The sequence below is a fragment of the Thermophagus xiamenensis genome, assembly GCF_900112795.1.
Taxonomy (GTDB): domain Bacteria; phylum Bacteroidota; class Bacteroidia; order Bacteroidales; family Marinilabiliaceae; genus Thermophagus; species Thermophagus xiamenensis.
In genome coordinates, this window is sequence record NZ_FONA01000025.1 from 1 (window position 1) to 26,988 (window position 26,988).

Genomic DNA, 26,988 nt, shown 5'->3' on the forward strand with positions numbered 1-26,988 from the left:
AGGCAAATGTGCCTAATTTCGGGGTTTTTTGTTTGCTCAAAGATAGTGATAATAGCTTTTCCGTCAAAGAAATAGAGTATTTCGGAATTTCCCTAAATAAAGGCCTATCCCTCCCAACAGAGTAATAAGGCAGGCATAAAAGTGTCCCCAGAAGGTGGGTTCATGATATGCAATCACCCAGATAAAGTTGGTACACATAAATAATCCGAGGATTATGAGTACCCTTCCCAAAATGTTCAGAACGAGTCTTATATTCATGGATGCCATTTTTTCGGCGGCAAAGATAATTTTTTTCAGCTAAAGTCAATTTCCATGCGTATTCTCCAATTCTTTGGGAACAGGTTATTGCAACGCGTTCCTACATTTTTTACAAATCCAATTGGGATGTTTTGATAGGTTAATAAAACAACCCCGTTGGGCAGACCTTGTTTCGGGAGTAGTGTTTCACCCTTAAGATAGTGAAGAGCCTCTTCTTTGTCCAGGTCAATTGTTGGGAAACGGTTGTTAAACTCCCAACTGAACGGCAATGTCAATGCCGGTGTGAATTTTTTTCGTTGTTGGTTGCCCAAAACAATTCCAAAGTTAATAATATCTAACTGCTTTTGTAATAGAAACAGCAGGCTTTCATATTTTTGCGGGAAGGCAGACCATTGATTGAGATTTTCAAAAAATGAAAATTGTTGAGGATATTTGAGTAATGCAGCAACGTCACTGGTGGGGGTAATGACAGATTTTTTCTTTGGTTTCCGTACAGATAAAGGTTTTTGAAATTCGTTTTTTCTGACTACGGCAATAAAAAAACCTTCACCTTTAACTTTATGAGGATAGAATGCCAGTCCGTTACCGGTTTCTACGGGGATTTCGGTTATATTCCACTCAGACGGGGTTGTAAGAGTGAGTACTTCGGCCATTTGTTTTTTTACAAGCCATTTCAGGTTTTCTTCATTTTCTTCGGGATTGAAGGTGCAGGTGGAATAGATAAGAAGGCCATTTTCTTTCAGTGCCGGCCATGCATCTTGTAATATGCGTCGTTGACGAACAGCACAAAGAGCCGTATTATCTTGAGACCATTGACTGCGTGCCCAATCGCCTTTTCGGAACATTCCTTCGCCAGAACATGGTGCGTCAACAACCATAATATCAAAAAGGCCTGATAGTTCGGTGAATTTTGCGGGATCGGATCGTGTAACCACTACATTGGGTGCCCCCCATTTAAGCATGTTTTCTTTTAGGATTTCAGCTCTTGATCGAATGACTTCATTGGCTACCAACAGACCCTGGCCATCGAGCAAGGAGGCTATCAAAGAGGCTTTGCCACCAGGAGCACCACAAAGGTCCAGGATTTTTATGTCTTCCCGATCAGCTTTTGGTAACAACTGTTCTAAAATATGCCACAAAAACATGCTGCTGGCTTCTTGAGGATAAAAAGCGCCGGCATGAAACAAAGGATTTATTGTATAAAGAGGTCTTTCTTTTAAATAAAAGCCATGTTTGCACCAGGGTACTGGTTGGCTGGCAGGGAAATTTATGTTGGTTTTTCTTGGATTAATACGCACAGAACTAATTGGTGGAAGTTCCAGGCTTTGTACCAGTTGTTCCTGTTCAGGAAGGGGAAAAGTCTTACGGATACGAGCCAAAAAGGCTTCCGGTAAAGGGGTTTTATTATTCATGGTTAATTGGTTGGTTTATTGAACAAAATTGGATTTGTCTGTGCATGTTACGCTTTTGATAATCAGTGTGAAATTTACTCGTGATCCCGATGTGATGACTTTTTAATAGTTTGCCATTAAGCATCATGATATTATGTTAATTTTATCAAACCTTGTTATTTACTTTGTGCAAAATAACACAAAAAAGTTGGAATGTAATTAGAGAGAAACCTTTGAGAATTGAGGTTAATAAGGCTTAGAAATATATAGTTTTGAAAAATTTTTCTTACAAAAATTTTAAAAGTAAATAATACCTTTTAATTTAGCTGTCCCAATTAAGTGTCAGGGGAATTTAGTTAAATGAAACGAGCATGGCGACTTTTTGCCACAAAAGTACATGTACAAATTTGACTAAGCCATGCGAGTTCCATCCGGCCAATAACTAAGATAAATTTTATACGGATGAAACGAGCATGGCGGCTGTTGCCACAAAAGAACATGTATAAAATAGTCCAAGGCAGAAGTGCACAGGCAGAAGGCAGAAGAAGTGATTAGTTATTAGTTAACAAGTGGTTAGTGTAAAATAACTAGTAACTAACGACTAACCACTAACGACTGCTTATAAGAGGCAGTATATCAACGAAATAAGTAAATTTTATACGGATGAAACGAGCATGGCGGCTGTTGCCACAAAAGGACATGTATAAAATAGTCCAAGGCAGAAGTGCACAGGCAGAAGGCAGAAGAAGTGATTAGTTATTAGTTAACAAGTGGTTAGTGTAAAATAACTAGTAACTAACGACTAACCACTAATGACTGCTTATAAGAGGCAGTATATCAACGAAATAAGTAAATTTTATACGGATGAAACGAATGACCATGAGAAATACCAGCTTTTTAGACATGTGCCCCTTTATTATTTGAAGGGGCAGACCTGAATATTTTTTCAAACCATAAACCTTAACTTTTTAAATACGTGTAACCAAAACCTAAATGTTTTGGCAGGAATTTTTGTTTATTAGTTTGGTTTATTGATGCTTTGTAGGATTTGTCTAGAGCGATATGTTAAATTGAATGCAATAAATCTGCTAATCAAGCTTTTTCTATTTGCAAAATAATTGGTTGAATAATCAATGTTGATTAAATTGTGCCCTACAATTAAATTTATTAGATACCTTATAATTACCTAAAAATTGTTTTAATAAATAAAAATGAACACAAAAGTAATAGGCATAGCCTCTGATCATGCAGGATATGAAATGAAAAGCATGGTTAAAGAATATCTAAAAGAAAAAGGATTCGAGGTGAAAGATTATGGTACCCATAGTTCGGAAAGTACTGATTATGCTGATTATGCTCATCCGTTGGGTGATGCCATATCTAGGGGCGAAATTACTCGTGCCATAGCATTTTGCGGAAGCGGAAATGGTATCAATATCACCTTAAACCGTCATGCAGGTGTTCGTTCGGCCTATAGTTGGAATCCGGAAATAGCCCGTTTAGGTAGAGCCCATAACGATGCCAATGTTTGTGCAATGCCTGCCCGTTTCCTTTCGCCCGAACAGGTTAAAGAGATCGTGGATGTTTTTTTGACTACCAAATTTGAAGGAGGGCGTCATCAGCGCCGAATTGAAAAAATTGATTTATAGATTGCTTACCTATAAAATATTGATGATTATAAATTATAGGCCTGTCGTTGTTTAAATAATAACATTTAATTTAGTACATTTTCATATAACCTTTTGGTAGTAAGGTATTTTTTTGTCCGTAAGGAAAGCGTTTTCTTATGGACCTAATTAGTTTTTGTCTTATAAGTAGTATCGTTGAAGTATACGATGCTGCATAGGTTTAGATGACCATGCAAGTTTTGATAAATTTTAAAGAAATTGCTTATTACTGACCTAGCTTCTTATTAGTTGCGGGTCATTATTGGTTTAATTGCTGATTATTTAAATAGTTAATCTATTGTGTAGTATATATGTGGTTGATATTAACACTGTTTTCTGCTTTCTTTCTGGGTTTTTACGACATATTAAAAAAAGAATCTTTAAAGGACAATGCTGTATGGCCGGTTTTATTTTTCGGGGCTTTAACCAGTACATTGATATTTATCCCAATCGTGTTGATGTCGGAATGCGGTATTTTAAAAAGTGGTGATTTTATTTTCGCACCGCGCCTGACAACCCAGGAACACCTGATGGTTTTGCTAAAAACCTTTATTGTGCTAATATCCTGGGTGTTTAACTATTTTGCGTTAAAGCACCTTCCGCTAACGATTGTTGCACCGGTGAGGGCTACCGGACCGCTTTGGACTCTGGTAGGGGCATTAATCCTTTTCGGCGAGCAATTAAATATTTATCAGTGGGCGGGTATGGTTTTGACACTATTTTTCTTTTTTCGATTTTCAACTGTGGGGAAGCTTGAGGGTTTGTCATTCCGAAACAATAAATGGATGTGGTTTATCATTGCGGGAACCATTGCGGGGTCGGTGAGTGCACTTTACGATAAACATATCCTACGTCAGGTTGACCGTGTTGCCGTACAGGCATGGTTTTCGTTTTATCAGGTATTGTTACTGTTACCTGTTTTATGGTTTGTCCGTCGCAAAAGACCGGAGCGGGTACCTTTTTACTGGCGTTGGACCATCCCGCTTATTGGGCTTTTTCTGGTGGTGGCCGATTTCCTCTATTTTTATGCCATTAGTGAGCCTGAATCCTTGATATCAGTCATTTCAGCTCTTCGACGTAGTAGTGTGATTATTCCCTTCCTTTTTGGTGCCTTGATATTCGGTGAAAAAAATGTGAAGAAGAAGGCTTTATACCTTGGGGGCATTCTTATAGGAATTGCATTGTTGTTATTAGGTTAAAACACAAAAAACACCACAACGCCTGCTACCGCGATAAAAGCGCCAACAACTTCTTTTGTAGTGATATTTTCTTTGAAAATGTAGCGTGCCGGCAGCAGAATCATAACCGGAGTAAGGGCCATTAACGTTGAGGCGATACCGGTACTTGTGTATTTTATTGCCATCAAACTGAACGATACGCCCAGAAATGGGCCAAAGAAAGCACCGACAGAAATGCGTTTCATAGCCGATTGATTTCTCAATGCCTCCCACACGTTGGCCCATCGACGGAGGAGAGTAAACACTATAGTGAAGCCGACAATGCCGGCGATGATTCGTATTTGGGTCGACATGAAAGGGTCCAGGTTGCCCATGCCCAGTTTGCTGAGAACTAAACCCAGTGCCTGTCCCGATGCACCACCAAAAGCCAGGAGCAATCCTTTTAACGGAAAGTTAAAGTGAATTTTCTTGCCATTTCCGGGGCGGGTTAATACCACCAAAATGATACCCGTTAGTGTTACAATCATGCCTGTCAGGTTGATAAGAGTCATTCTTTCTCCCAGAATAATCAACCCAAACAAGGCTGCAAGAGGTGGAGAAAGAGACATGATTAGCATGGATACCCTGGCACCTACCACCACAAAGGCCTGAAACAGCATTAAATCCCCGGCAACAAACCCAATCAGTCCGGAAAGGCTTAACCAAAACCAGGCATGCTCACCGGCGTTTGATGGCCAAAAGTGTCCTTTGGTCAGACAGGTATAAATACCAAGCAAAAAAAGAGCCATTACCAGGCGGATAAGGTTGACCGACAAAGAGCCCACTTTCTTTCCTGCCGATTCAAAAGCCATACTGGTTGCCGTCCAGCAAACGGCAGTAACCAATGCCGATAGTTCGCCTAAATGCGAATTGAAGTAATCCATTCAAATATTTTATAGAAATGATATTTTTGCAGAGCAAAGAAAACAATTTTCATGGAAATTAACTTTAGAAACGGATTGTCACCTTTCCCATTTAACCAAATTATCATTCTTGTGTGTTATTAGAATTTGAATTATCGTATTATTGCCAAGAAAAATTTCTAAAACATAGGATATGGGCTGTGTCGATTTCAGGAGTTGGCTGTTGTGAATATACGGAATGGAAAAAGGTGTGAAGATAAGAAAGAGTTCAGAATAAACGGTAAGGTAGGTTTTGGGGTCAATTAAACCATGAGTCTTAGTATTGGTCAATGGATTCTGTGCATGCAAAACAAATCTTTATTCATTAGTATATAATTTATTTAATTCATTGGGCTAATGGAACTCGCAAGGCTTAATAAAATTTATAAATGCTCTTTTGTGGCAAAAGCCGCCATGCTCGTTTCATTTGGTAAAATAATTACTCCATGAATTGAATAAGTTTATGGAATTAAGTAATTTACATTTTTTATATTGATGTTTTTTTGAAAAAAGATTGACCATGCATGGGAAGTAAATTGTTTTCTGATTAGGTGAAATATTTTCCAGACGGTTTTTTCATATTTTTTTAAACAAATTTAATACGGATGAAGAGAAGACTTTTGATTTTGGGAATTGCTCTAGGCATTGTTGCCGTTGGTTTTATCATTATGATGATTTTATTTTCTCTTAAGAAACAACCTCAAAAGACGCCTCGTCCGCAAGTAGAGGTTTTTGTTAAGGCAGAAACAGTGAAATACCGGGATCTTCAGGCAGTCATATATTCTTCCGGACGATTGCACGCTTACAATAAAGTTGTTGTTAGCTCAGAAGTATCCGGACGATTGGGAGAGGGAGATGTGCCATTCCGAAACGGACAAAAATTTCAAAAAGGACAGGTTATCGCAAAAGTTATTAATCCGGAATTTCCATTAAGTCTTAAAGCCGGTAAAAGTACTTTCCTGCAGAATCTGGCTCTTATACTTCCCGACCTGAAACTGGACTTTCCCGAGTCATATCCGGCCTGGCAATCCTTCTTCGAAAGCATTGACATTGATAAGCCATTGCCCGACCTTCCTGAGCCTCGCTCATCACAGGAACGGACCTTTCTGGCTTCCCGAAATATTTTAAGTAGTTACTATTCTTTGTTGGCCGATCAGGCACGGCTGGATAAATATCTGATACGTGCTCCTTTTTCGGGTGCTTTCAATGAAATACTTCAGGATGTGGGGGTAGTTGTAAATGTGGGTACTCAGCTGGCCACCATTGTCAGAACGGATCTTTACGAACTGGAAGTGCCGGTGATCGTTGAAGAGGTTAAGCTGTTGTCGCCCGGCGATTCGGTATGGGTTTCGGATGAAACGGCTAAAATAAGGCGAAAGGGAGTAATTCGACGTATTGGTGCGGTGGTTAACCCTTCTTCGCAGGCCGTAAGCGTTTTTGTGTCGTTGCCTGGTGATGCCGGTCTGTACGATGGGATGTATTTAACGGCAGAATTATATGGCCGAATTATTCCTGATGTGATGGAAATGCCCCGAAATGCCGTGTTTAATACCAATCATGTATATGTGATAAAAGATATGCGGCTGGTTGAAAAGACTATTGAAATTGTTAAACGAAACGACCAAACCCTCTACCTTAGAGGACTGGACGAAGGCGAAGAGTTGGTTGTAGAACCGTTGTTAAATGTTTCGGGAAATCCCATTTACAAAATCCTTCGATGAATTATGCGAAAATTAATTGAGACTTTTGTACGATATCCTTTTTATGCCAATTTGTTCATTTTGGTAATTATCGTTTCCGGTATTTATGGCTTTTTGCAATTAAATAAGTCGTTTTTTCCGGAAGTGGAAACACGAAATATTTATGTTACTGTAAGCTACCCGGGTGCCAGTCCGAAAGAGATGGAAGAGGGAATAACCTTACGAATTGAACAGGCCATTCGTGGATTAGCGGGAATTAAGGAGATAACTTCCACGTCGCGGGAAAATTTTTGTCAGGTCAGTATCGAAACAACCGGTGAATTTGATATAGATGAGGTTTTGCAGGAAGTTAAAAATGCCGTTGACGGTATTTCCAGCCTGCCGGTCGATGCCGAACGACCAATCGTGTTTAAACGTCGTTCTTCAACTCCTGCTATTCGATTAGGATTATATGGCAGTGCCGACTTGATGCGTCTCAAAACCCTGGCTCAGAGGATTGAGGATGATTTTTTGCAGAGTGGACTGATGAGCCAGATCAGCATTGGAGGCTATCCGTCAGTGGAAATAGCTGTGGAAGTAAATGAAGAGATGTTGTTACGCTATGGTTTGACCCACGCCGATATCAGTGAGGCCATAGCACGCAATAATCGTGATATTTCGGGAGGAGAGCTGCGAAGTGATGAACAATATTTAATTATTCGTGCGCGGTCGCGAACCGTCGATCCTGATGAAATTGCTGAATATGTGGTTACTGCCGATGCTAATGGACAGCTCATCCGAATTCGTGATTTGGGAAATGTGTACCTGCAATTTTCCGAAACGCCGAGTGGTGCCTGGCTGAACGGTAAAAGAGCACTATTCCTTACAATAGATAAGTTGATAACCGAAGATTTGGAAGCCATTTCCAACTATGTCAATGAATATGTGGAGGAATTTAACCGTTCACATGATGATGCGGAATTAATTGTGACCTTCGACTTTCTGGATCTGTTAAATTCCCGCCTTCATCTGCTTTATAAGAACGGGGGAATGGGTCTGGTTTTGGTGATTATTATTCTGGCATTTTTTCTGAGTTTCCGTCTTTCCATGTGGGTGGCATGGGGTATTCCTTCCTCATTTCTGGCTATGTTTGTAGTGGCCGGAATGTATGGCGTGACCATTAATATGATCTCATTGTTTGGGATGATCCTCGTTGTGGGTATTTTAGTAGATGATGGGATTGTAATTGCAGAGAATATCTATTCGCATTTTGAGAGAGGAAAATCGCCCAAGCAAGCAGCCGTGGACGGTACCCTGGAAGTGTTGCCGGCGGTATTGACATCGGTAACAACAACGATTTTGGCCTTTTTACCGTTGATGTTAATTCAAGGTAATTTGGAGCGGATGCGTGAAATGGCCTTTGTGGTAGTGGCAAGTTTGGCGTTTTCTCTGGTCGAAGCCTCTTTGGTACTTCCGGCCCATATCGGGACACCTCATATTTTGCAAAGGAGAAAGGAAGCACTTAATTTCGGAAACCGTTTTCGTGACCGATTGGAAAGTATAATAGTTTGGATGCGAAACAGGTTATACGGGCGCTTGCTGCGTTTCATTCTACGGCACAGGCATATTTCTTTAGCCGTTCCGGTTGCATTGATACTTATTACCGCAGGTCTTTTTGGCGGAGGTTTTATCGCTTCCACTTTTTTTCCAAACATACCTCCCGACAGTTTTAATGTGAATGTGGCTTTTACGCCGGGAGAAGGGGAACGTCAAACCTACGAATATTTGTTAAAATTTGAACAAGCCGTATGGGAAGTGAATGAAGCTCTGAAAGAAGAGTATAACGATACTTCCAATTTTGTCAATTACACCTATTTGGTGATGGGAAGTGCTTTCGATGGTGAAGAAAGCGGGCCGCATGCCGGACATATCGCCGTTAACCTTCGTAATCTGGAGGGAAGCGAAGTGTCGGCATTCGACATTGCCACCCGGGTTCGGGAGCATATAGGTAAAGTTCCTGCTGCCGATAAATTTTCGGTTGCCGGTCGAAACCGTTGGGGCGAACCCATATCCATCAGTTTAATGGGTGATAACCTGGAAGAATTGGATCAAGCCCGTAATTTCCTGCTGGATAAGCTGGAAGATATTCCAGAGATAACTGATGTAATTGATAATGAGGCACCGGGTGCACAAGAGGTGCGAATTAAATTAAAGCCCAAAGCTTATTTCTTGGGGTTAGACATGTTTGCCATTATGAGCCAGATAAGAAATGCCTTCTTCGGTGCTCAGGCACAACGTTTACAGCAGGGAAAAGATGAGGTAAGAGTATGGGTCCGTTATCCTCCCGATGACCGCCGACAGCTCGGGCAACTGGAAAATATGAAGATAAAAACCGCTCAGGGAGAATATCCTTTATCTGAATTGGTAACATATACTCTGGAGAGGGGGCCTGTGGCTATCCGTCACTTCAATGGGAAAAGAGAAATGCGTATTGATGCTGATTTGGTGGACCCTTACGAACCGGTACCTCCTATTTTGGAAAAAATCAGTAATGAGATTATGCCGGTTATGCAGGCGCAATATCCCGGTGTTTCCTATTATTATCAAGGACAGCAGAAATATGCTGCGGAGTCGCAAAATGAGATCATGAAATATTTTATTCCAGCCTTTGGACTTATTATTGTTCTGATAATGTTCCATTTCCGATCTTTTGGACAGGGTTTGATAATCATTTCGATGGTTCCTCTTGGATGGCTTGGCGCCGTGTGGGGACATGCTGTTCACGGTATTCCACTGTCGATATTAAGTGTTTGGGGTATGGTGGCTCTTTCGGGCGTTATTGTTAACGATGCCGTGGTCTTTTTACAGAAATATAATCTTCTTTTGGAAGAGGGATATACCGTGAAAGATGCCGTGTTCGAAGCCGGACTTTCCAGGTTCCGACCCATAGTTCTAACTACGCTGACGACAACGTTAGGGTTATTCCCCATAATTTTTGAGACCAGTCGTCAGGCTCAGTTTTTGATTCCTATGGCCATGGCTCTGGCTTACGGTATTTTGTTTGGGACGGCTTTTATCTTGCTGTTCTTTCCTTCGATCATCTTAGCTTTGAATGATCTAAGGGTTATATTAAAGTGGATATTTACCGGACGGCGTCCTTCACCTGAAGAGGTGGAAGTTGTTAATATTCACAAACAACAATCCTTTGAATCGTGAAACAGATATTTTTCCGGTTATAAGGAGTTTATAAATATTTCAATAAATTGTAATTGTTTGATCGCCGGGTAGCGACAAAAAGGTAAACAACAAAACATAAAGGCTCGTGAAGAAGATTTTCACATATATGATAATCAGCGGATTATTTTTCTTATCCGCAAAAGCTCAGAATAACGATAGTGGTTATACCCTTCAGGCTTTAATTCAGACCGCCTTAGAGAATAATTATGATATTCGGATAAGCCGGGCCGATTTGGATATTGCGGGTCTAAATAATAGCTATGGTAATGCAGGAATGTTGCCTACCCTGATGTGGGAGAGTTCATTAAACAATAGTTTTAATGATCGTTATGGGGAAGATACGAAAAGTGGGATTGTGCAAAATGGTGTTAGTCTTAACTGGGTTTTATTCAACGGGTTTTCTGCTCATATTCGGAAAGATAGACTTGAAACGTTGGAGCAGCTGGCAGGAGGAAATCTTGCCTTAGTGGTGGAAAATACGATACAGGCTGTTGTAATGGCCTATTATCGTGCTCTTTTTGTTAAACAGCAGTTGGCATTGCTTCGGGAAATTATGGAATTGTCGGCCGACAGGCTTCAATATGTTGAAGATCGCATGGCAATAGGAGCGGCAACCAGTTACGATGTGTTGCAGGCCCGTACGGCTTATTTAACCGATAAAGCAGCTTATCTGGAACAAGAGGCTACCGTTTCCGGCGTAATTCGGGAACTTAAATATCTTACGGGAATGGAGGAAGGAGAGACTCTTGAAATATCGGGTGAACTGCAGTTTGATGCTCCTGAGGTTAATCTTGAAGAAATGATTTCTCAAGTAGAGAGTAACAACCGCAGCATTCGCAATCAATATTTAAATCTGGCCCTGTTGGAGCAGCAAAAACTTTTGGAAAAACGTTCACGCTTTCCTCTTTTGAGTGCAGCTGCAGGTGCCGGCCATAATGTTTATCCCGAATCGCTGAACAGTGCTTTGGATGTGGATGGTTTTTCTGATGGTTACTTTTCTTATTATGTGAATTTCTCTTTAAGTTTTACCTTATTTGACGGTAACCGAATCAACCGAAACATAGAGATTGCCCGAATGGAAGAGGCTATAGGACAAATTACTCTGCAGGAGATGAAGCACCGTTTAAAAAATCAGATTCTAAATTTGTATGATACTTATCAAGTGCGTAAAGAGTTGGTTCAGGTAAGTAAAGAAAATATGGAAGCCTCACGGTTAAATATGCAACTCACCGAAGAGAAGTTCCGGGCAGGGGCTGTTAACTCTTTTAATTTTCGAGATGTTCAATTGAGCTATCTTCAGACCTCGGTAAATTACTTTCTTTCTGTTCTTGACCTAATTGATACCTATACTGAGTTGGTTCGGTTAACCGGTGGTATTGTTGGGGTATATGATTAAGCTATTTGGTTTGTCATAAGTGATTTTGAAGTCGTTTATTTGTTCTATTAATTTGTGGTTTGTAAAGAGTTTTTATTTGACCCGATTACATTTTATATGCCAAAATAGAATGTTTCTTAATTTTGTTTGGTTAGCCGATTTTTATTCATTTGTTTGCTTAATTACCTCGTCCATATTTAAGACAAGCATATATCCAATGTGGCTGATACGTATATAAAGTTTTTTGGATCCTTGCACTTCTTCCACCTCGCCTTCAATGCCCTTAAGAGGACCGCTTGAAATCGTCACTTTTTCGCCTTTGCGAAGGCATTCTGCTTCAACAGAAAAATTGAATTGATTTTCGACCGTTCGCCTCATTGCTTCAATTTCGTGGTCAGGAATTGGAACAGCCTGGCCTTTGTGTGACACATAAGCTACAACCCCATTGGCATTGAATACATCGCGATACTGGCGGGGGATAATGTTTACAAAAACATAAGAACTGATTACCGGGACTTCTATCCATTTTTTTCGGTCACTCCATTGTCGAAGTTCCCGGCGAAGTGGAAGATATACTTCAATACCCATTTCTTTTAATTGGGTATAAACTTTTTTTTCGGCCCTAGAGCGGGTATATAGGGCATACCATCGGGATTGCTGCTGTTTCTCCACAATGCTATGTAATTTTATTGGATGACGAAGATAGCTGTTTTGGAATTGTAAAACAAAAAGAAAAGGAAAATGGCTTATAAAATAGGTTATCTATTTCAAATGGAAAATTTAAACAAGCATAATCAAGAAAGTTAATTTTAGAGCTTATTACTATAAGAAACTTATCGTTACCGACATGAGAATTTTATTCTCACAATGATTTAAATTTTATACAAATGAACATGGCATTGATGTTTGGACACCAATTAATGGTTCAGAATCTCTATGATTTTTTTAATTAATAATATATAGTATGATGGACTATATGGGAATAAGTTTTGAAATAGGGATAAATAAATCATTAGCGCATGGCATGCCGAATTTCTTTCTGAGGCGAATGATGCGTGTTGATGATTTTTTCCAGTTGCTCAATTTGCTGTAAAACTTGTTTGCGCTCTTTCTTTAACCCGGCAAGTTCACGTAAGACAAAAGATGTTTCATAACCGTCGCGAATGGCTTCTTTGTCAAATGATTCCATGACAATAAAATAATGTTTTTTGCCAATAAACTGGACTTTGAGCGGTTTGTCGGCATTTGATGCAATAAAGTTTATTATACCGTTATCGGCACCATCCTTATAGGTCACAATTTCCCATTTACTTTCACCATCCTGGAAGCGCCTGTTTAGGTAACCATCTTCGGGTACTACTTCAGAGGTTACCGATTGTCCTGCATTGTATACTTTAATTTGATTGTGCTGTATCCATGTGCGACCATAATATCTGCTGGATATATAAAATTCGCCATTTGTGTCGAGGTGGGCACGAAGAAAGGTGCGATTGTAGCTATTTTCAGGCCTTTGACGTTTATGTATATAAATAGGTTGCGTTCCGTATTCGTCGGAGCGGATAAAATTTTTTAAAAGAGGTTCCAATTCTTTCTCTTTTAGCGATATCATACTATCCAGATATTGAAGATTGCGTTGTTGTTCGAGGAGTTTAATTTCGTCGAGTATTTTAATAGCATAAGCTACTTCATCGGTCATATCTATAAATTGATTGATAATTGTATCTAGTTTTAGCTTGGCCAGATTATACTGGCCACTATCACGCAACATAATGGCCTCATTTAATTTGTTAGAAACAATTTCTTCTCGTGAGGGGCCGCAACTCATCAAACTAAATAATATAAAAAAGGTAATATGTCGTGTTTTCATGTTTCGAGATATTTGTTTAACGGTGTTGTTAAGAAAGCAAATTTATCGATTTTTTGGGGCAATACAAGATGAAATGAGCATGACTAACAAAAGTTACCTAAATAATAATTATAAACTATAGGTCATGCGAGATCTATTCGGACAATGAGTTAAATAAAATTTATGCGGATGAAACGAGCATGGCGGCTGTTGCCACAAAAGGACATGTATAAATTTTATTAAGCCATGCGAGTTCCATTCGGCCAATGAGTTAAATAAATTATATACGAATGAAACCCTCATCGCCTGTATATTCGAGGCGACAAAAGAGAGTTAACTAAAATAATTACGAATGAAAATTAAGATTCTAATGTTGTTAATTTATAAATTGTTGATTAATTTGGTGCAAGATAAACCTCAAAACCTACTGCTATGTCACAAGTAAATATTCCCGAGCAACTGTTACCCGAACTTTTGGATAGATTTAAAGATGAAAAAGTAATTAACCCATCGCAACCTTGTCTCAAAGAATGTAAAAAAACAGGTAGCGAAATTTGGCTCGATACCGGTGATATGGAAGCAGTTGATCAACTTATCTCGCCTGAGGTGAGTGCCTTGACCACAAATAATACTCTATTGAATAAGGAAGTTCAAAAAGGTATTTACGATGGTATAATTAAAGATATAGCTCCTCGATTTAAAGAGATCCCTTCTGAAAAGCGTATTATTGAAATAGCTTTCTTATTAAATGCTTTACATGGTCTTAGATTGGTTAAACGTTATGGAGGAAAGGTTAGTGTTGAGCTTCATACCGATCTTTCTCATGATGTAGAAGGTATTGTTCACTATGGAAAACGTTTTCATGATATAGAACCAAATCATTTTATAGTAAAAGTTCCGCTGACTCCTTCAGGTGTGTTAGGCGCCAGAAAGCTACATGAGTTGAATATCCCGGTAAATTTCACCCTTCTTTTTAGTGCCCGACAAAATATGATGGTAGCTCTTTTAGCCAAACCTGCTTATACGAATGTTTTTTTAGGTAGAATTGGTGCATATTTGAAACAAAATCGTTTAGGCGAAGCTGAAGGGCCTGGTGAAAAAACGATTCATAATACCCAACAATTGATTAAAACGCTTAGAGAGGAGGAGGGTATAACTACAAAACTTATTGCAGCCAGTATTCGTGATTACTCGCAATTACCTTTATTATGTGGCATTGATGTTATGACTATTCCGCCACAAGTGGTTTCCGATGCCTTGAGAAAAATTAAAGGTCCTTGCCAACCAATGTCCGATCATGATTTTCATGTGGTTTATAAACCTGGTGTGGCTACTTCCGAGATAAAAATAAATAAGTTATGGGAAGTTTCCGATTTAGAAAAAAAAGTATTTCGTGATCTTGCCCGCCAATTGCCTGAAAATGCATGGGAGTTAGAGGACCGATTGCGAGAAGCAGGCATTCCTGATATTTTTCCTCATCTAACGCCTGCCGAATCATTATTTATTGATAGTGATGGGAAAATTCCAAAACATGAACGATGGGCAAATGCCATTTTGAAAGGTGAAATAGCCATTGACACTCTTTTAAACCTTGCCGGATTAGCTGCTTTTACTAATGATCAAAAAGCTTTAGATGATAGAATTGCCAATTTAATCTTTTAGATCATGCGGTTTGGGATTCTTTGATTATTTGCTTTATTATTAAGGGGTAGAGTTGGGGAAATTTACGATTTTAGGTATTCACTATTTGAAGCCTTATATAACTTCTTAATTTGTTTCAAAGTTGACCTTATTACTAAGAAATGAGTATGATCAACTTAAGTTTAACGCAATAATAAATTGTCAAAAGTGCTTTGGCAAATGGTGAATTAATCAATTCTATGATTTGTAGGAAGTTGATTTTCCCGTTGGGGCAGGATCATTTCAAGACTCTAGCCTTCGGCATGAGCTTTGTTGAGCTATGTCATAAGCCATTCTGGAGGAGAGTCGGAGGGGGTAAACCTTGGCCATAAAAAGTTTAAAACTAATAAATTAAGTTGGTTTTTACGGATATTACTGTAATAAATTGCCTGAGACTAAATTTAAATGCTTTGTGTTTCTGAGGGTATAATCTTTCGCTTAGTAAGTTAATTTTCAATTTCATCAAATAGTAAAACAATTTGGCTAAACTGAATTCTAAATATAACAATGAATTTGGATAAAATTTTATAGCTTTGGAAACAAATTAATCCAGTTTTTGCGGAATATAAACATTGAATATTGTTAAGATTATGAATATGTTAGCGCCATATATATATCAGGTAAAAGTGGAATTACAAGAAATAGAGCCATTGATTTGGAGGCGATTGCAAATTCCAGCCGATTTGTTTCTCCATGATTTTCATAAAGTATTGCAAACCACTATGGGATGGGAAAATCAACATATGCATGTTTTTATAAAAGGAAAACGTTTTTTTGGTCAAGGGGATATAGAATGGAATAAAGGTACGCTATTTCAAGATTATACTATTGTCAGGGTTAATGATTTGTTACGTAAGCCTGGGGATGAAATGATTTATCATTATGATTTTGGCGATGACTGGCGACATCGAATAACTTTGGAAAAAGTATTGGCCCCAGACCCAATGGCATATTATCCCGTTTGTATCGACGGTGCAAGGGAGTGCCCGCCGGAAGATTGCGGAGGACCAATAGGATACCAGGCGTTGGTCGAAGCAGTTAAAGATCCGTCCAATCCACAACATCGATTTTTTAAAGAATTGTTTCCCGATGGGTTAGATCCTGAATATTTTGACCTTGAACAAATTAACGACATTCTTTTAGAAGAAGACTATGGCTGCTTACTCCCATTTGATGACCAGGAAGATGAATAAATCCTTTATTCTATAATAAACGAAACTAATACAGCCGCGTGGTCTGAGGGAAACCCGTACGGCCAGGTGTCGATGACCTTGGCAGAGGAGGGTTTTAAAGTGTTTCCCTTGTAGTATATAAAATCCATCCGTGTTTGGAGGCCTTCTTTGTAAACAGGTGACCATGTATATCCGGGAAATGTTGTTTCATCAGGGTATAGAGTTCGATAGGCATCAAAAAATCCAGCCTCATACATGAAGCGACTAGCCGGAAAATTAACTACCAGGTTGTTGTGTCTCTTTTTGTTGCGGGTAGTCCAGTCAAGATGAGAGCCACTGTTAAAATCACCTGCAATAATTGTAGCATGTGGAGTGTCTTCTTGAATTAGAGGAGTAAGCTCACTTAAAATGAATCTGATTTCCTTTCCTCTGGTTTCCATTTCTCTGACTTCAATGGTGTCGGACCGGGCATTTTCTTTAATAAAATAGGCTGGTAAATTAGGTTGAAGGCTTAACCATAAAGGACTCATAAGAAGTTTACGGTTTTGACCTATATTCAGCATAACTGCACCAAAGTGTTGTGGTTGAAAAATATTAAAACTTCGGGTAGGAGGATATCGGGAAATAATACTTAAATTTTCGCTACGTTTATATAAAAAGAAATCCAATTGGCCAGCAATAATTTCGCCAGCATCCATGGTTTCCTGAAGAGAAATTATATCTGCTTTTGACTCTTTTATGATATCTGTAATTTGTTGAATCCCGGTGAATTTTCCTCGGTTGGTTCCACCGTTCCAGATATTCCAAGTCATTACTGTAACTGAGTCTTTATATTCAGGAAATGGTTTTAGTTTTTTTCCACAAATTTGTTGGTAATAATAAGCAACTTGTGCGTCGGATAAAGCTTTCGACCAAACACCTAATTCATCTATTAAACCATTAAATGTTTCTTGACGGATATATCTGGCAAGAGGATCTACGCCAATGTAAAGTGAGGCACCAGGAAATATATTGTCAAGTTGTTCAGTACTGAAAATGGCCTTGAGGTTTCCATCAAAGTAGAATCGAGCTTCACGAAGTTTTTTGTTGACAGAGAACCCTAATTGGTGCCATTGTCCATCGTTTAGAGGTTGTTGACTCACCAAAGGGCGATAATGAATGTGATTTAACCCATCTGAAGCTTGCCAGTACCACCCTCCTGTTACAGTTTTACTTATTTGCCAACCTATAAAGTTGTTAAAATCATTTGTGGGAATTTTTTGCCCTGCAATAACATATTCATAAGGATCACAGGCATCTGTCTTAAGCCATAGCAAAATGGTAAAGCCTTCATATTCCCTAAAGCTGTTATTAAATCCCTTGTCTATGATCAAAGGTTTTCGATAGAATGCTGTTTTCGTTAAATTTAAGCATGTATCGGCAATCCCTTTAGTGTATGAAACATATTGATCGCCTTGAAACTGGACAGGTAGTATGCCTGCATTGGTTATTTTATTATTAAAGTTCAAATAAATGAGAGAGGGTCCGGGATCCTGATATGTTCTCTTTTGACAGCCTGTTTGAATAAACAATACTAGTGCCAAAACAAAATATACGGGTTTCATATGCTTGATTTTGAAATTGACAAGATATAAAAAAATGAGGAAAGTTAATTTAATGAGGTGGTTTTACCGCTAATTTGTTTGGCTTGACATTATTCGAATAATAGGTCATCCTATGCAATAAATTCTTGATGTTATCTATAAAAAGCGTACTTTTATGGTCTAAATAAAATTAGTATGGAAAAAGCCATTATTTACACCTCGAAAGGAGAAATGAAAGTTGAGTTTTATTACGATGATGCACCTGCCACGGTAGAAAACTTTATAAAACTGGCTAAAAGTGGATTTTATGACGGTTTAGCATTTCATCGTGTCATCCCAAATTTTGTAATTCAAACAGGTTGTCCTTATTCTGTTGATATGAGTGATCGCAGAGTGGGAACCGGAGGACCCGGATACACTATAAATTGTGAACTTGATGGAGAACATCAGTATCATGATCGTGGTGTATTAAGTATGGCACATGCCGGCCGGAATACAGGAGGGTCACAGTTTTTTGTTTGCCTCAATAGAGAACACACCAAACATTTAGATCGCCAGCACACTTGCTTTGGAAAAGTTTACGAAGGCCTCGACATAATTGATAATATTGAACAAGGTGATCGTATTGAAAAAATTGTTATTGAATAATTCCTCAAAAGAATTTGTATGAGTTTTGAATTGATTGGAACGTTAATTGTTAAGGAAGAAACAGTAAAGGTTTCGGATAAATTTCAAAAAAGAGAGTTTGTTATTGAGGTGGTTAATGAAAAAAATGCGGAGTGGAGCGATTTTGTTAAATTTCAATCTGTTCAGGATAGAGTTTCTATCATTGACCCATTTAATTTGGGCGATAAAATAAAAGTCAGCTTTAATATTAAAGGGAATAGGTGGGAGAGAGATGGTAGAGTAAATTATTTCACTAATTTGGATGCATGGCGGGTTGAAAAGGTCGAGGATAATGATAATGAATTACCTTCGTCACCCTCAATACCCTTGCCCGATCAGCTCGATGAGCTACCACCAAGTGAGCAGGAAGATGAATTTCCCTTTTAAGTTCAAATTTTAAAAATATCAGGGACTGCTTTTAGTTTAAAACAGTCCCTGTTTTGTTATTGTGTTACTATTAAATAATTTTATTTGTTTTCCGAGCGGGTTTGTCGAAACCGAACTTCAATATTAGGAACATCTTTCATAATTTGAGCAAATTTTTCGGGGTCTGATTTTCCCATTTTGTAATGATATGGGAAAAGTATTTTCGGTTTTACCATTTGGGCGGCACTTTTGCACATTTCTGGTGTCATTGTATAAGGGAGGTTCATTGGCAAAAAAGCAATTTCTACATTTTTAATATCTTTCATTTCTGGTATGTTTTCTGTATCGCCGGCAATATATACTCTTACATCCGCAAAATCTATTACATAACCATTGTCGCGATATTTGGGGTGAAAGGGTTCGCCATTGTCTCTTTTGTGTACAATGTTATAAGCCGGGACAGCTTTAATTTGCAGGCCTAAAATTTTTGTTTTATCGCCATTTTTTAAAATCTCCCCTTTTTTAAGGCTTTGATAGGATTCTTGGTTAAGAACAATCTTTGTTTCTTTTTTAGAAATTGCTTCTATTGCATTGAGGTCAAAATGATCCGGATGTGCATGGGTTATTAAAATCAGATCAGCTTTGGGCATGGTCGAATAATCTCCCATGCGGCTGAATGGGTCAACATGAATAACTTTATCATTGAAAATAAAATAAAGAGAAGCATGACCTACGTGATATATTTCTAAAGGCCCTGCAGATGTCTGAATGGTGTCTGCAGGCAGTGTTTGGGATATTCCTTGCGAAGAGCCCAAAGTGGCTAAAAGAAACATTACTATAAACTGTATTGATTTCATAGGTCTGAATTTTAACGAATTTACCATTCTAAATGTTGGGGCATTATAGATTGAAAAAAACATTATTATTTGATTTATGTCTTTCAAATATTACTTGAAAAACAATTAATTAATAAAATTTGTTCGGAAAAAATGGTAAGGAATACATAGTTAGCAGGATTTTTTCCTAAAAAAAAGGCGTTTCAAAAATGAAAACGCCTTTTAGTAAAAAAACTTTTTAATGTCAAATTAAGACAAGCTTGCTATTTTATCACTTTGATATTTCCCGGCTTCCAGGTTTTCTTTAATTTTCGAAAAGGCTTTGATGGTAAACTCAACATCTTCGAGGGTATGAGCAGCCGTAGGAATCAAGCGTAACATAATCTGACCTTTAGGAATAACCGGATATACAACAATAGAGCAGAAGATATTGTAGTTTTCTCTTAAATCCATGGTCAAATTGGTCGCTTCGGGTACGGTACCATTTAAATATACGGGTGTTACAGGCGACTCTGTATTTCCCAAATTAAAGCCTGCATCACGCAACCCTTTCTGTAAGGCTTTAACCACTGTCCACAGTTGTTCTTTTAGTTCGGGATGAGTGCGTAATAATTCAAGTCGTTTCATTGCACCAATAACCATGGGCATGGGTAGGGATTTGGCAAAAATTTGAGAGCGCATGTTGTACCGCAGATATTGGATTACATCTTCACGGCTGGCAACAAAAGCACCTATACCGGCCATAGATTTGGCGAAGGTACCAAATATGATATCTATTTTATCGGTTACGCCATAATGCTCGGCAACTCCTGCGCCTGTTGGCCCCATTGTTCCAAAACCATGGGCATCATCTACTAAAATCCGGAAATCGTATTTTTCTTTTAAAGCAACAATTTTGTGAAGATGTCCCAAATCACCTGCCATTCCAAACACACCTTCTGTAATTACGAGGATGCCTCCGCCCGATTCTTTTACCCTTTTGGTGGCCATATTAAGCATTTTTTCACATCTCTCCATATCATTATGCGGAAAGACAAAGCTTTTGCCACCTTTGGCTTTGTGAAGGAAAATACCATCCATGATACATGCATGGCATTCAGAATCATAGACAATGACATCGTTTCTTGCTGCCAGGCTGTCAATGATAGACACCATGCCCTGGTACCCATAATTGAGAAGATAAGCATCTTCTTTTCCTACAAACTCGGCCAAGGCGGCTTCCAACTCTTCGTGCTTGCTGGTATGTCCGGACATCATGCGGGCTCCCATTGGGTAACCAAGCCCCCATTCTTTAGCTGCTTGTGCATCCGCTTCTCTTACCTCCGGATGGTTGGCTAGGCCTAAATAGTTGTTGAGGCTCCATGTGAGTACTTTTTTACCCCTAAAAGTCATGTGGGGATGAATCTCGCCTTCTAACTTGGGAAACATAAAATATCCTTGGGCATCCTTTCCATATTTGCCCAAGGGCCCCATGTTTTGCTTTATTTTGTCAAAAATGTCCACTGTACTATTGCTTTTTGATTTTAATGGGACAAAGGTAATGTTTTTTGTTTATTTCAAATCTTATTCAGCCTATATTTGATTAGATAATACGTTTTAGATTAGGATTATTCCATTTGTGAAGGGATACAAAAATTCCACAAAGCTACATTGATGGATTGGTTGAAGACTATGGAAAATAATTAATTGTAATATTGCTCGATAGGCTAGAAGGCAATCAGTTAATTTTTTTTTTATGCTTTCGTTATCCAAATTGCAAAAATGAAACTTTCATTTCATACTTTATGGCTTGGTTTTTGATTTATGAAGAATCTAATCAAAAAAATAAAATTAAAAACCCATCCAAGGAAATTTATTATTCAAAGTAAAACCTGTATCTTTGCAAGGAATTATACCGGTAATAGAGTGATGTTGAACCTAAAACCGGAAGATGCACAAAAGCGCCTAATTACAATGAGGAAATTAATCGTTCTGATGGCCATTATATTTTTGGCCTCCTGTAGTGAATATCAAAAAATATTGAAAAGTACCGACTACGGTTATAAGTATGAAAAGGCTCTCGAGTATTATGACCAGGGTGATTATATGAGAGCTTCTACTTTGCTACAGGAATTGATTTCGGTTTTTATGGGGACCGACCGAGCAGAAGAGGCACATTATAAGTATGCCTATGCTTTATTTAAAATGCGGGATTATATTTCGTCGGTATATCATTTTAAAGAATTTGTAAAAAGATATCCTAATAGTGAATACACTGAAGATGCCCGTTTTATGATTGGGGTCAATTATTATCATCTTTCCCCAAATCCCAGATTAGATCAAACGGATACTAATAATGCTATAGAAGCTTTTCAATTGTTTATGAATTTATATCCCGAAAGCCCCAAAGTTGAAGAAGCTAATAAAATGGTTGAAGAGCTTAGGAATAAATTGGTTTATAAATCTTATTTAAATGCCAAATTATATTACAACCTTGGAACTTATTTGGGCAATAATTATCAAGCAGCTGTGATTACCGCCCGGAACAGCCTTGATGATTTTCCTGATACCAAATATAGAGAAGAACTTTCTTTTTTAATTCTCGATTCGCTTTATATTCAAGCAGTGAATAGTGTTCCCGAAAAAGAGGAGGAACGTTTAAGAAGAACGCTCGATGAATACTATGCGTTTATCAACGAATTTCCGGAAAGTTCCTACTTAAAACAAGCAAATAGAATTTTCGAGGAAGTAACCAAACTTTTAAAAAAATATAATTAATTTCACATAAATCGTTAGTGCAATGGATTATAAGAAGTCAAAAGCCCCTTCTACCACAGTTACTTGGGATACCAATCAATTATCGGCTCAAACTGAAAATATTTATGAGTCGGTAATGATTATTAGTAAGCGGGCTAATCAGATTGGGGTTGAGATGAAGGAAGAGCTCAATAAGAAGCTGCAGGAATTTGCTTCTTATACCGATAATCTGGAAGAGGTATTTGAAAACAGAGAGCAGATTGAGATTTCTAAATTTTATGAGCGTTTGCCAAAACCCGCCCTGCTTGCCACTCAAGAATTTGTTGAAGGCAAAATCTATTACCGAAATCCTGCAAAAGATAAACAACAAGTGGAAGAGGAGGAATAATTTTCCCCCTCTTATTCTTTCCTTTCTATTTTTCTGTATTTTATATGGTAAAATTTCGATGCTTGGTTTAATTGCAAGATAAAAGGGAAGAAATGGTATTCAGCAGGGGAGAATCTTTTCTTTTCAACTTTCATGATTTATTTTCGTATCACTCAGGATATTACAGATGCTCAAAGGGAAAAAGGTAATTTTGGGAATTACCGGAAGTATCGCTGCTTATAAAGCTGTTTATCTTCTTCGGCTGTTGGTTAAGGAAGGGGCGGAGGTGCAGGTTATTATTACGCCGGCGGGAAAAGAATTTATTACTCCCGTTACATTATCTGCTTTATCGGGCAAACCGGTATTGTCCGACTTTTTCGAAAATGCAGATGGTAGTTGGCATAGTCATGTAGATCTTGGTCTATGGGCCGATATTTTGGTTATTGCCCCAGCATCGGCCAATACTATGGGGAAAATGGCTAATGCTATTTGTGATAATTTGTTGATTACTACATACCTATCTGCCAAGTGTCCTGTCTTGGTGGCACCTGCAATGGATTTAGACATGTATGCACATCCGGCCAATCAACGGAATATCGATTTGCTTCGTCGATTTGGGACGCAAATTGTTGAGCCTGCTTCAGGTGAATTGGCCAGTGGACTGCAGGGCAAAGGAAGAATGGAAGAACCTGAGGTTATTGTCCAACGGATAAAGGAAGTGTTGGCGCCAACCCCTAAATCGCTGCTAGGCCGTAAGATATTGATTACTGCCGGGCCTACCTTCGAAAATATTGATCCTGTTCGTTTTATCGGGAATTATTCCTCCGGTAAGATGGGTTTTGCTTTAGCTGAAGAAGCCGCTAAAAGAGGGGCAGAAGTGTTCTTAATTAGTGGTCCGGTTAATTTAGAAACAAACTATTCGTCCATTTATCGGCGTAATGTAATATCTGCAAAAGAAATGTATGAGGCATGCCGGGAGTGGTTTCCTGCATGTGACGTGGCCATTTTCGCCGCTGCGGTTGCGGATTTTTCTCCCGATAGTGTTGCTTCACAAAAAATTAAACGTAATAATGACGATTGGGTACTTCATTTAAAGGCGAATCCTGACATCGCTGCATCAATGGGCCAAATGAAAAAAGCCAATCAGCTTACTGTGGGCTTTGCTCTAGAAACAAATAATGAAGAAAAAAATGCCCGCCGAAAGCTAAATGATAAAAATTTAGACTTTATTGTTCTAAATTCACCCAACAATGAAGGTGAAGGATTTATGGCTGACACCAATCGTATTTCCATCATTTACAGGGATGGTAGAATGGAAAAATTTCCATTAAAAAGTAAAAAAGAGGTTGCCGCAGACATCATTTCAGCTGTGGAAAAAATTCTTTAGTGATGCGATCCTGGTTTTTCATCGTACTTTTTTTATTGCGCTTTGTACCTGCATCATCGCAAGAGTTGAAATGTGCAGTACAAGTCGTTGCACCTTCAATTCAGGGAACTAACAGGAGTGTTTTTAATTCGTTGCGTGAAGCCATTTATGAATTCATGAATAATCAACAATGGACTAATCATGTTTTTAAAACTTCCGAACGAATTGAGTGCACTTTTCATTTTACGATTAATGAAATTGAGGGTGTTAACCGGTTTAAAGGTACTTTACAGGTTCAGTCTCGCCGTCCGGTTTTTAATTCGGCCTACTCTAGTCCAATTCTTAATTTGAAAGATGAAAATATAGATTTTGAGTATACTGAATTCGAAAGTTTGGTTTATAACGAGAATAACCTCAAATCTAACCTGGTTTCTGTTTTGGCATATTACGCCTATATTATTCTCGGGTATGATTATGATACCTATAGTTTGGAAGGAGGAACGCCCTGGTTTCAAAAGGCTGAAAAAATTGTCGGCATGAAACAAAATGCCAAAGAAAGCGGATGGAAACAATTTGAAAGCAGGCAAAACCGATATTGGTTGGTTTATAATATTTTGGATAATGACCATCGGTCATTAAGAAAATTTTATTATGAATATCATCGCAAAGGACTGGATACGATGAGTGAAGACCCACAAAAGGGGAGATCCAATATTTCTGATAATTTAAAATTATTGAGAGATGTCTACCGTCGTGAACCCGGGTCTTATGCTTTACAGTTATTTTTTGATGCCAAACATTCGGAATTAATTAATCTTTATTCCGAAGCCTATTCTATGGAGAAAGTCGAAGCCGTTGAAATTTTTAGTGAAGTTAATCCGTCAAAGGCCGATGCATACCAGGAAATATTGAATGACAAATAGTTTATGATATGTTGAAGACATTATCTATTAAGAACTATGCTCTGATAGATCAAGCCCGTATCGATTTTGGTACGGGATTTACTGTTGTTACCGGTGAAACAGGGGCCGGTAAATCAATTATGCTTGGTGCTTTGGGGTTGGTTTTAGGCCAACGAAGTGATGTTTCCGTTATTGGAAATAAAGAGAGTAAATGTGTTATTGAAGCTGTATTTGATATTTCAAAATATAACTTAAATACTCTTTTTCAAGAAGAAGATGTTGATTTTGAGGAAGAAACAATATTGCGTCGTGAAATTTTACCATCCGGGAAATCACGTGCATTTGTTAATGATACACCTGTTAATCTTAACTTTCTTAAAGCTCTTTCTGATAGATTGATAGATATTCATTCTCAACATCAAAACCTTCTTTTGGGAGATAATTATTTTCAACTAAATGTTGTCGATACTATTGCTGGAAATTCTGATGAGCGAAAGCTTTATCTTGAAGCTTACAATAACTATAAAAGGTTAATTTCCGAAAAGAAAAATCTGGAAGAACTCAATGCCCGCCAAAAAGAAGATCAAGATTACTGGGAATTTCAGCTTAAGCAACTTGAAGAGGCCAATTTAAAAGAGGGTGAGCAGTCCGAACTGGAAATGGAGTTGGAGCAACTATCACATGTCGAGGAAATTAAATCGGCTCTTTCATTGGCTGCTCTAACTTTGTATGAGCGGGAAGAACCAATGGTGCAGGAATTGTATCGTTTAGTGGAAGAATTTAGAAAGATAGCCTCTTATTTATCTAACGGTGAGGAATTATTAAACCGTCTTGAATCTTCCTATATTGAACTGAAAGATATTGCCGAAGAGGTCACCGAGCGTGGGGCAGAGGTAGAATATGACCCTGCTCGCTTAACTTTAGTTCAGGAGCGCTTAGACTTAATCTATTCTTTGCAGCAAAAACATCATGTCGATACTGTCGAAGATTTATTGAAAATTCAATCTGAGTTATCTGACCGATTGGAAAAGCTGGCTTCTTTTGAAGAAGAGCTTAATCGACTGGAACAAGAAATTAATCAGGCAAAAAGTCATCTGGATGAGTGTGCCAATCGATTAACACAAAGTCGGGAAAAAGTTTTTCCTTTAATTGAAAAGACTATCCAAACCCAACTTAGGGAGCTGGGAATGCCCAATGCAAGATTTTCTTTAAAAAATGAGTTCGAGAAAGATTATGGACCTAATGGCCGGGACAAAATCTCATTTTTGTTCTCCGCCAATAAAAATAGCGAACTTACTGATATACCCAAAGTAGCTTCAGGCGGTGAGATATCCAGAGTTATGCTTTGTATAAAAGCTTTGTTGTCTTCAGCTAAAGGATTACCTACTATTATTTTTGATGAGATTGATACAGGTGTTTCCGGTGAAATAGCTGATCGGATGGGACGTATTATGAAAGAAATGTCTCAAAATATTCAAGTTATCAGTATAACCCACCTTCCTCAAATCGCCGGTAAAGGACATCACCACTTGAAAGTTTTTAAAACTGAAACCGAGCGGCAAACCATTTCCTCTGTTAAATTGTTAAGTCATGAGGAGCGACTTACTGAAATTGCCAGCATGCTTAGTGGTGCCAGCGTATCAGAAGCCGCTCTCGAAAATGCAAGATTGTTACTGGAAAATTCTTAATCCTAATTTCTCTTCTATTGTCGGTAGGTTAACATTCTAATAACATAAATTAAT

The 26,988-nt window shown here is 38.3% G+C and carries 21 protein-coding genes; 14 read left to right on the top strand and 7 right to left on the bottom strand.

Annotation, left to right across the window (positions count from 1 at the left end):
• Positions 1-293: 293 nt before the first annotated feature.
• Complete coding sequence (locus BM130_RS13410; RefSeq protein ID WP_010528676.1) at positions 294-1,670, bottom strand: methyltransferase RsmF C-terminal domain-like protein; 1,377 nt, start codon at positions 1,668-1,670, stop codon at positions 294-296.
• Between the two features lie 1,190 nt (positions 1,671-2,860).
• On the opposite strand from BM130_RS13410, the gene rpiB reads away from it, so the two are divergent.
• Together rpiB and BM130_RS13420 are read left to right on the top strand one after the other, a co-directional pair.
• Positions 2,861-3,298 carry a ribose 5-phosphate isomerase B gene (gene rpiB / locus BM130_RS13415; RefSeq protein WP_010528409.1) on the top strand — a complete coding sequence of 146 codons (438 nt, stop codon included), beginning with the start codon at positions 2,861-2,863 and terminating at the stop codon, positions 3,296-3,298.
• A 329-nt stretch (positions 3,299-3,627) separates the two neighbouring features.
• Positions 3,628-4,515, top strand: coding sequence for a DMT family transporter (locus BM130_RS13420; RefSeq protein ID WP_010528410.1), 888 nt, complete (start codon positions 3,628-3,630; stop codon positions 4,513-4,515).
• Here BM130_RS13420 and BM130_RS13425 read toward each other — a convergent pair.
• Positions 4,512-5,417 (bottom strand): DMT family transporter, encoded by a 906-nt coding sequence (locus BM130_RS13425; RefSeq protein WP_010528411.1) that lies wholly within the window; start codon positions 5,415-5,417, stop codon positions 4,512-4,514. The genes BM130_RS13420 and BM130_RS13425 overlap by 4 nt on opposite strands.
• A 623-nt stretch (positions 5,418-6,040) precedes the next feature.
• Between BM130_RS13425 and BM130_RS13430 the strand changes: the two genes are divergently transcribed.
• The 3 genes from BM130_RS13430 to BM130_RS13440 all read left to right on the top strand — a co-directional run bounded on the left by BM130_RS13430 (position 6,041) and on the right by BM130_RS13440 (position 11,747).
• The gene (locus tag BM130_RS13430) at positions 6,041-7,156 is read left to right on the top strand and encodes an efflux RND transporter periplasmic adaptor subunit (RefSeq protein ID WP_010528412.1); all 1,116 of its coding nucleotides are present in this window, start codon (positions 6,041-6,043) and stop codon (positions 7,154-7,156) included.
• A 3-nt stretch (positions 7,157-7,159) separates the two neighbouring features.
• Positions 7,160-10,330 carry an efflux RND transporter permease subunit gene (locus BM130_RS13435; protein ID WP_010528413.1) on the top strand — a complete coding sequence of 1,057 codons (3,171 nt, stop codon included), beginning with the start codon at positions 7,160-7,162 and terminating at the stop codon, positions 10,328-10,330.
• 106 nt (positions 10,331-10,436) lie between these two features.
• Complete coding sequence (locus BM130_RS13440; RefSeq protein WP_029626697.1) at positions 10,437-11,747, top strand: TolC family protein; 1,311 nt, start codon at positions 10,437-10,439, stop codon at positions 11,745-11,747.
• A 141-nt stretch (positions 11,748-11,888) separates the two neighbouring features.
• On the opposite strand, the gene BM130_RS13445 is transcribed toward BM130_RS13440, so the two are convergent.
• Both BM130_RS13445 and BM130_RS13450 read right to left on the bottom strand, forming a co-directional pair.
• Complete coding sequence (locus tag BM130_RS13445) at positions 11,889-12,398, bottom strand: UpxY family transcription antiterminator (RefSeq protein WP_010528415.1); 510 nt, start codon at positions 12,396-12,398, stop codon at positions 11,889-11,891.
• 340 nt (positions 12,399-12,738) lie between these two features.
• Positions 12,739-13,593 (bottom strand): hypothetical protein, encoded by an 855-nt coding sequence (locus tag BM130_RS13450; protein ID WP_010528416.1) that lies wholly within the window; start codon positions 13,591-13,593, stop codon positions 12,739-12,741.
• Positions 13,594-14,004: 411 nt separating this feature from the next.
• Here BM130_RS13450 and BM130_RS13455 point away from each other — a divergent pair, with 411 nt between their 5' ends.
• Together BM130_RS13455 and BM130_RS13460 are read left to right on the top strand one after the other, a co-directional pair.
• A complete protein-coding gene (locus tag BM130_RS13455) occupies positions 14,005-15,234 on the top strand; it encodes a transaldolase family protein (protein WP_010528417.1) in 1,230 nt (409 codons plus the stop codon).
• Between the two features lie 608 nt (positions 15,235-15,842).
• A complete protein-coding gene (locus tag BM130_RS13460; protein WP_010528418.1) occupies positions 15,843-16,445 on the top strand; it encodes a plasmid pRiA4b ORF-3 family protein in 603 nt (200 codons plus the stop codon).
• A 5-nt stretch (positions 16,446-16,450) separates the two neighbouring features.
• On the opposite strand, the gene BM130_RS13465 is transcribed toward BM130_RS13460, so the two are convergent.
• Complete coding sequence (locus BM130_RS13465; protein ID WP_010528419.1) at positions 16,451-18,028, bottom strand: endonuclease/exonuclease/phosphatase family protein; 1,578 nt, start codon at positions 18,026-18,028, stop codon at positions 16,451-16,453.
• A gap of 174 nt (positions 18,029-18,202) precedes the next feature.
• On the opposite strand from BM130_RS13465, the gene BM130_RS13470 reads away from it, so the two are divergent.
• Positions 18,203-18,655, top strand: coding sequence for a peptidylprolyl isomerase (locus BM130_RS13470; protein WP_010528420.1), 453 nt, complete (start codon positions 18,203-18,205; stop codon positions 18,653-18,655).
• 18 nt (positions 18,656-18,673) lie between these two features.
• Positions 18,674-19,060 (top strand): DUF3127 domain-containing protein, encoded by a 387-nt coding sequence (locus BM130_RS13475; RefSeq protein ID WP_010528421.1) that lies wholly within the window; start codon positions 18,674-18,676, stop codon positions 19,058-19,060.
• 80 nt (positions 19,061-19,140) lie between these two features.
• Here the strand turns inward: BM130_RS13475 and BM130_RS13480 are convergent, their stop codons facing one another.
• Positions 19,141-19,896, bottom strand: a complete 756-nt coding sequence (locus BM130_RS13480; RefSeq protein ID WP_044138814.1) for an MBL fold metallo-hydrolase — start codon at positions 19,894-19,896, stop codon at positions 19,141-19,143.
• A gap of 228 nt (positions 19,897-20,124) precedes the next feature.
• The gene (locus BM130_RS13485; protein WP_237706161.1) at positions 20,125-21,348 is read right to left on the bottom strand and encodes an aminotransferase class I/II-fold pyridoxal phosphate-dependent enzyme; all 1,224 of its coding nucleotides are present in this window, start codon (positions 21,346-21,348) and stop codon (positions 20,125-20,127) included.
• 480 nt (positions 21,349-21,828) lie between these two features.
• On the opposite strand from BM130_RS13485, the gene BM130_RS13490 reads away from it, so the two are divergent.
• From BM130_RS13490 to recN, 5 genes are all read left to right on the top strand, one after another.
• Positions 21,829-22,632, top strand: coding sequence for an outer membrane protein assembly factor BamD (locus tag BM130_RS13490; protein ID WP_010528424.1), 804 nt, complete (start codon positions 21,829-21,831; stop codon positions 22,630-22,632).
• Between the two features lie 22 nt (positions 22,633-22,654).
• Positions 22,655-22,999 carry a DNA-directed RNA polymerase subunit omega gene (locus BM130_RS13495; protein WP_010528425.1) on the top strand — a complete coding sequence of 115 codons (345 nt, stop codon included), beginning with the start codon at positions 22,655-22,657 and terminating at the stop codon, positions 22,997-22,999.
• A 166-nt stretch (positions 23,000-23,165) separates the two neighbouring features.
• A complete protein-coding gene (gene coaBC / locus BM130_RS13500; RefSeq protein ID WP_010528426.1) occupies positions 23,166-24,365 on the top strand; it encodes a bifunctional phosphopantothenoylcysteine decarboxylase/phosphopantothenate--cysteine ligase CoaBC in 1,200 nt (399 codons plus the stop codon).
• Positions 24,366-24,367: 2 nt separating this feature from the next.
• On the top strand, positions 24,368-25,267 hold the full coding sequence (gene porD, locus BM130_RS13505) for a type IX secretion system protein PorD (RefSeq protein ID WP_010528427.1): 900 nt from the start codon (positions 24,368-24,370) through the stop codon (positions 25,265-25,267).
• Positions 25,268-25,275: 8 nt separating this feature from the next.
• Positions 25,276-26,934, top strand: coding sequence for a DNA repair protein RecN (gene recN / locus BM130_RS13510; protein ID WP_010528428.1), 1,659 nt, complete (start codon positions 25,276-25,278; stop codon positions 26,932-26,934).
• Positions 26,935-26,988 lie beyond the last annotated feature (54 nt).

Excerpts from the sequence above, each read along its gene's own strand:
- BM130_RS13495 (WP_010528425.1), top strand. The coding sequence starts at position 22,655 with ATGGATTATAAGAAGTCAAAAGCCCCTTCTACCACAGTTACTTGGGAT.
- BM130_RS13485 (WP_237706161.1), bottom strand. The coding sequence starts at position 21,348 with ATGGGGCCCTTGGGCAAATATGGAAAGGATGCCCAAGGATATTTTATG.
- BM130_RS13470 (WP_010528420.1), top strand. The coding sequence starts at position 18,203 with ATGGAAAAAGCCATTATTTACACCTCGAAAGGAGAAATGAAAGTTGAG.
- coaBC (WP_010528426.1), top strand. The coding sequence starts at position 23,166 with ATGCTCAAAGGGAAAAAGGTAATTTTGGGAATTACCGGAAGTATCGCT.
- BM130_RS13425 (WP_010528411.1), bottom strand. The coding sequence starts at position 5,417 with ATGGATTACTTCAATTCGCATTTAGGCGAACTATCGGCATTGGTTACT.
- BM130_RS13435 (WP_010528413.1), top strand. The coding sequence starts at position 7,160 with ATGCGAAAATTAATTGAGACTTTTGTACGATATCCTTTTTATGCCAAT.
- BM130_RS13430 (WP_010528412.1), top strand. The coding sequence starts at position 6,041 with ATGAAGAGAAGACTTTTGATTTTGGGAATTGCTCTAGGCATTGTTGCC.
- BM130_RS13465 (WP_010528419.1), bottom strand. The coding sequence starts at position 18,028 with ATGAAACCCGTATATTTTGTTTTGGCACTAGTATTGTTTATTCAAACA.
- BM130_RS13450 (WP_010528416.1), bottom strand. The coding sequence starts at position 13,593 with ATGAAAACACGACATATTACCTTTTTTATATTATTTAGTTTGATGAGT.
- BM130_RS13490 (WP_010528424.1), top strand. The coding sequence starts at position 21,829 with ATGAGGAAATTAATCGTTCTGATGGCCATTATATTTTTGGCCTCCTGT.
- BM130_RS13455 (WP_010528417.1), top strand. The coding sequence starts at position 14,005 with ATGTCACAAGTAAATATTCCCGAGCAACTGTTACCCGAACTTTTGGAT.
- BM130_RS13480 (WP_044138814.1), bottom strand. The coding sequence starts at position 19,896 with ATGAAATCAATACAGTTTATAGTAATGTTTCTTTTAGCCACTTTGGGC.
- BM130_RS13420 (WP_010528410.1), top strand. The coding sequence starts at position 3,628 with ATGTGGTTGATATTAACACTGTTTTCTGCTTTCTTTCTGGGTTTTTAC.
- BM130_RS13410 (WP_010528676.1), bottom strand. The coding sequence starts at position 1,670 with ATGAATAATAAAACCCCTTTACCGGAAGCCTTTTTGGCTCGTATCCGT.
- porD (WP_010528427.1), top strand. The coding sequence starts at position 24,368 with ATGCGATCCTGGTTTTTCATCGTACTTTTTTTATTGCGCTTTGTACCT.
- recN (WP_010528428.1), top strand. The coding sequence starts at position 25,276 with ATGTTGAAGACATTATCTATTAAGAACTATGCTCTGATAGATCAAGCC.
- rpiB (WP_010528409.1), top strand. The coding sequence starts at position 2,861 with ATGAACACAAAAGTAATAGGCATAGCCTCTGATCATGCAGGATATGAA.
- BM130_RS13475 (WP_010528421.1), top strand. The coding sequence starts at position 18,674 with ATGAGTTTTGAATTGATTGGAACGTTAATTGTTAAGGAAGAAACAGTA.
- BM130_RS13460 (WP_010528418.1), top strand. The coding sequence starts at position 15,843 with ATGAATATGTTAGCGCCATATATATATCAGGTAAAAGTGGAATTACAA.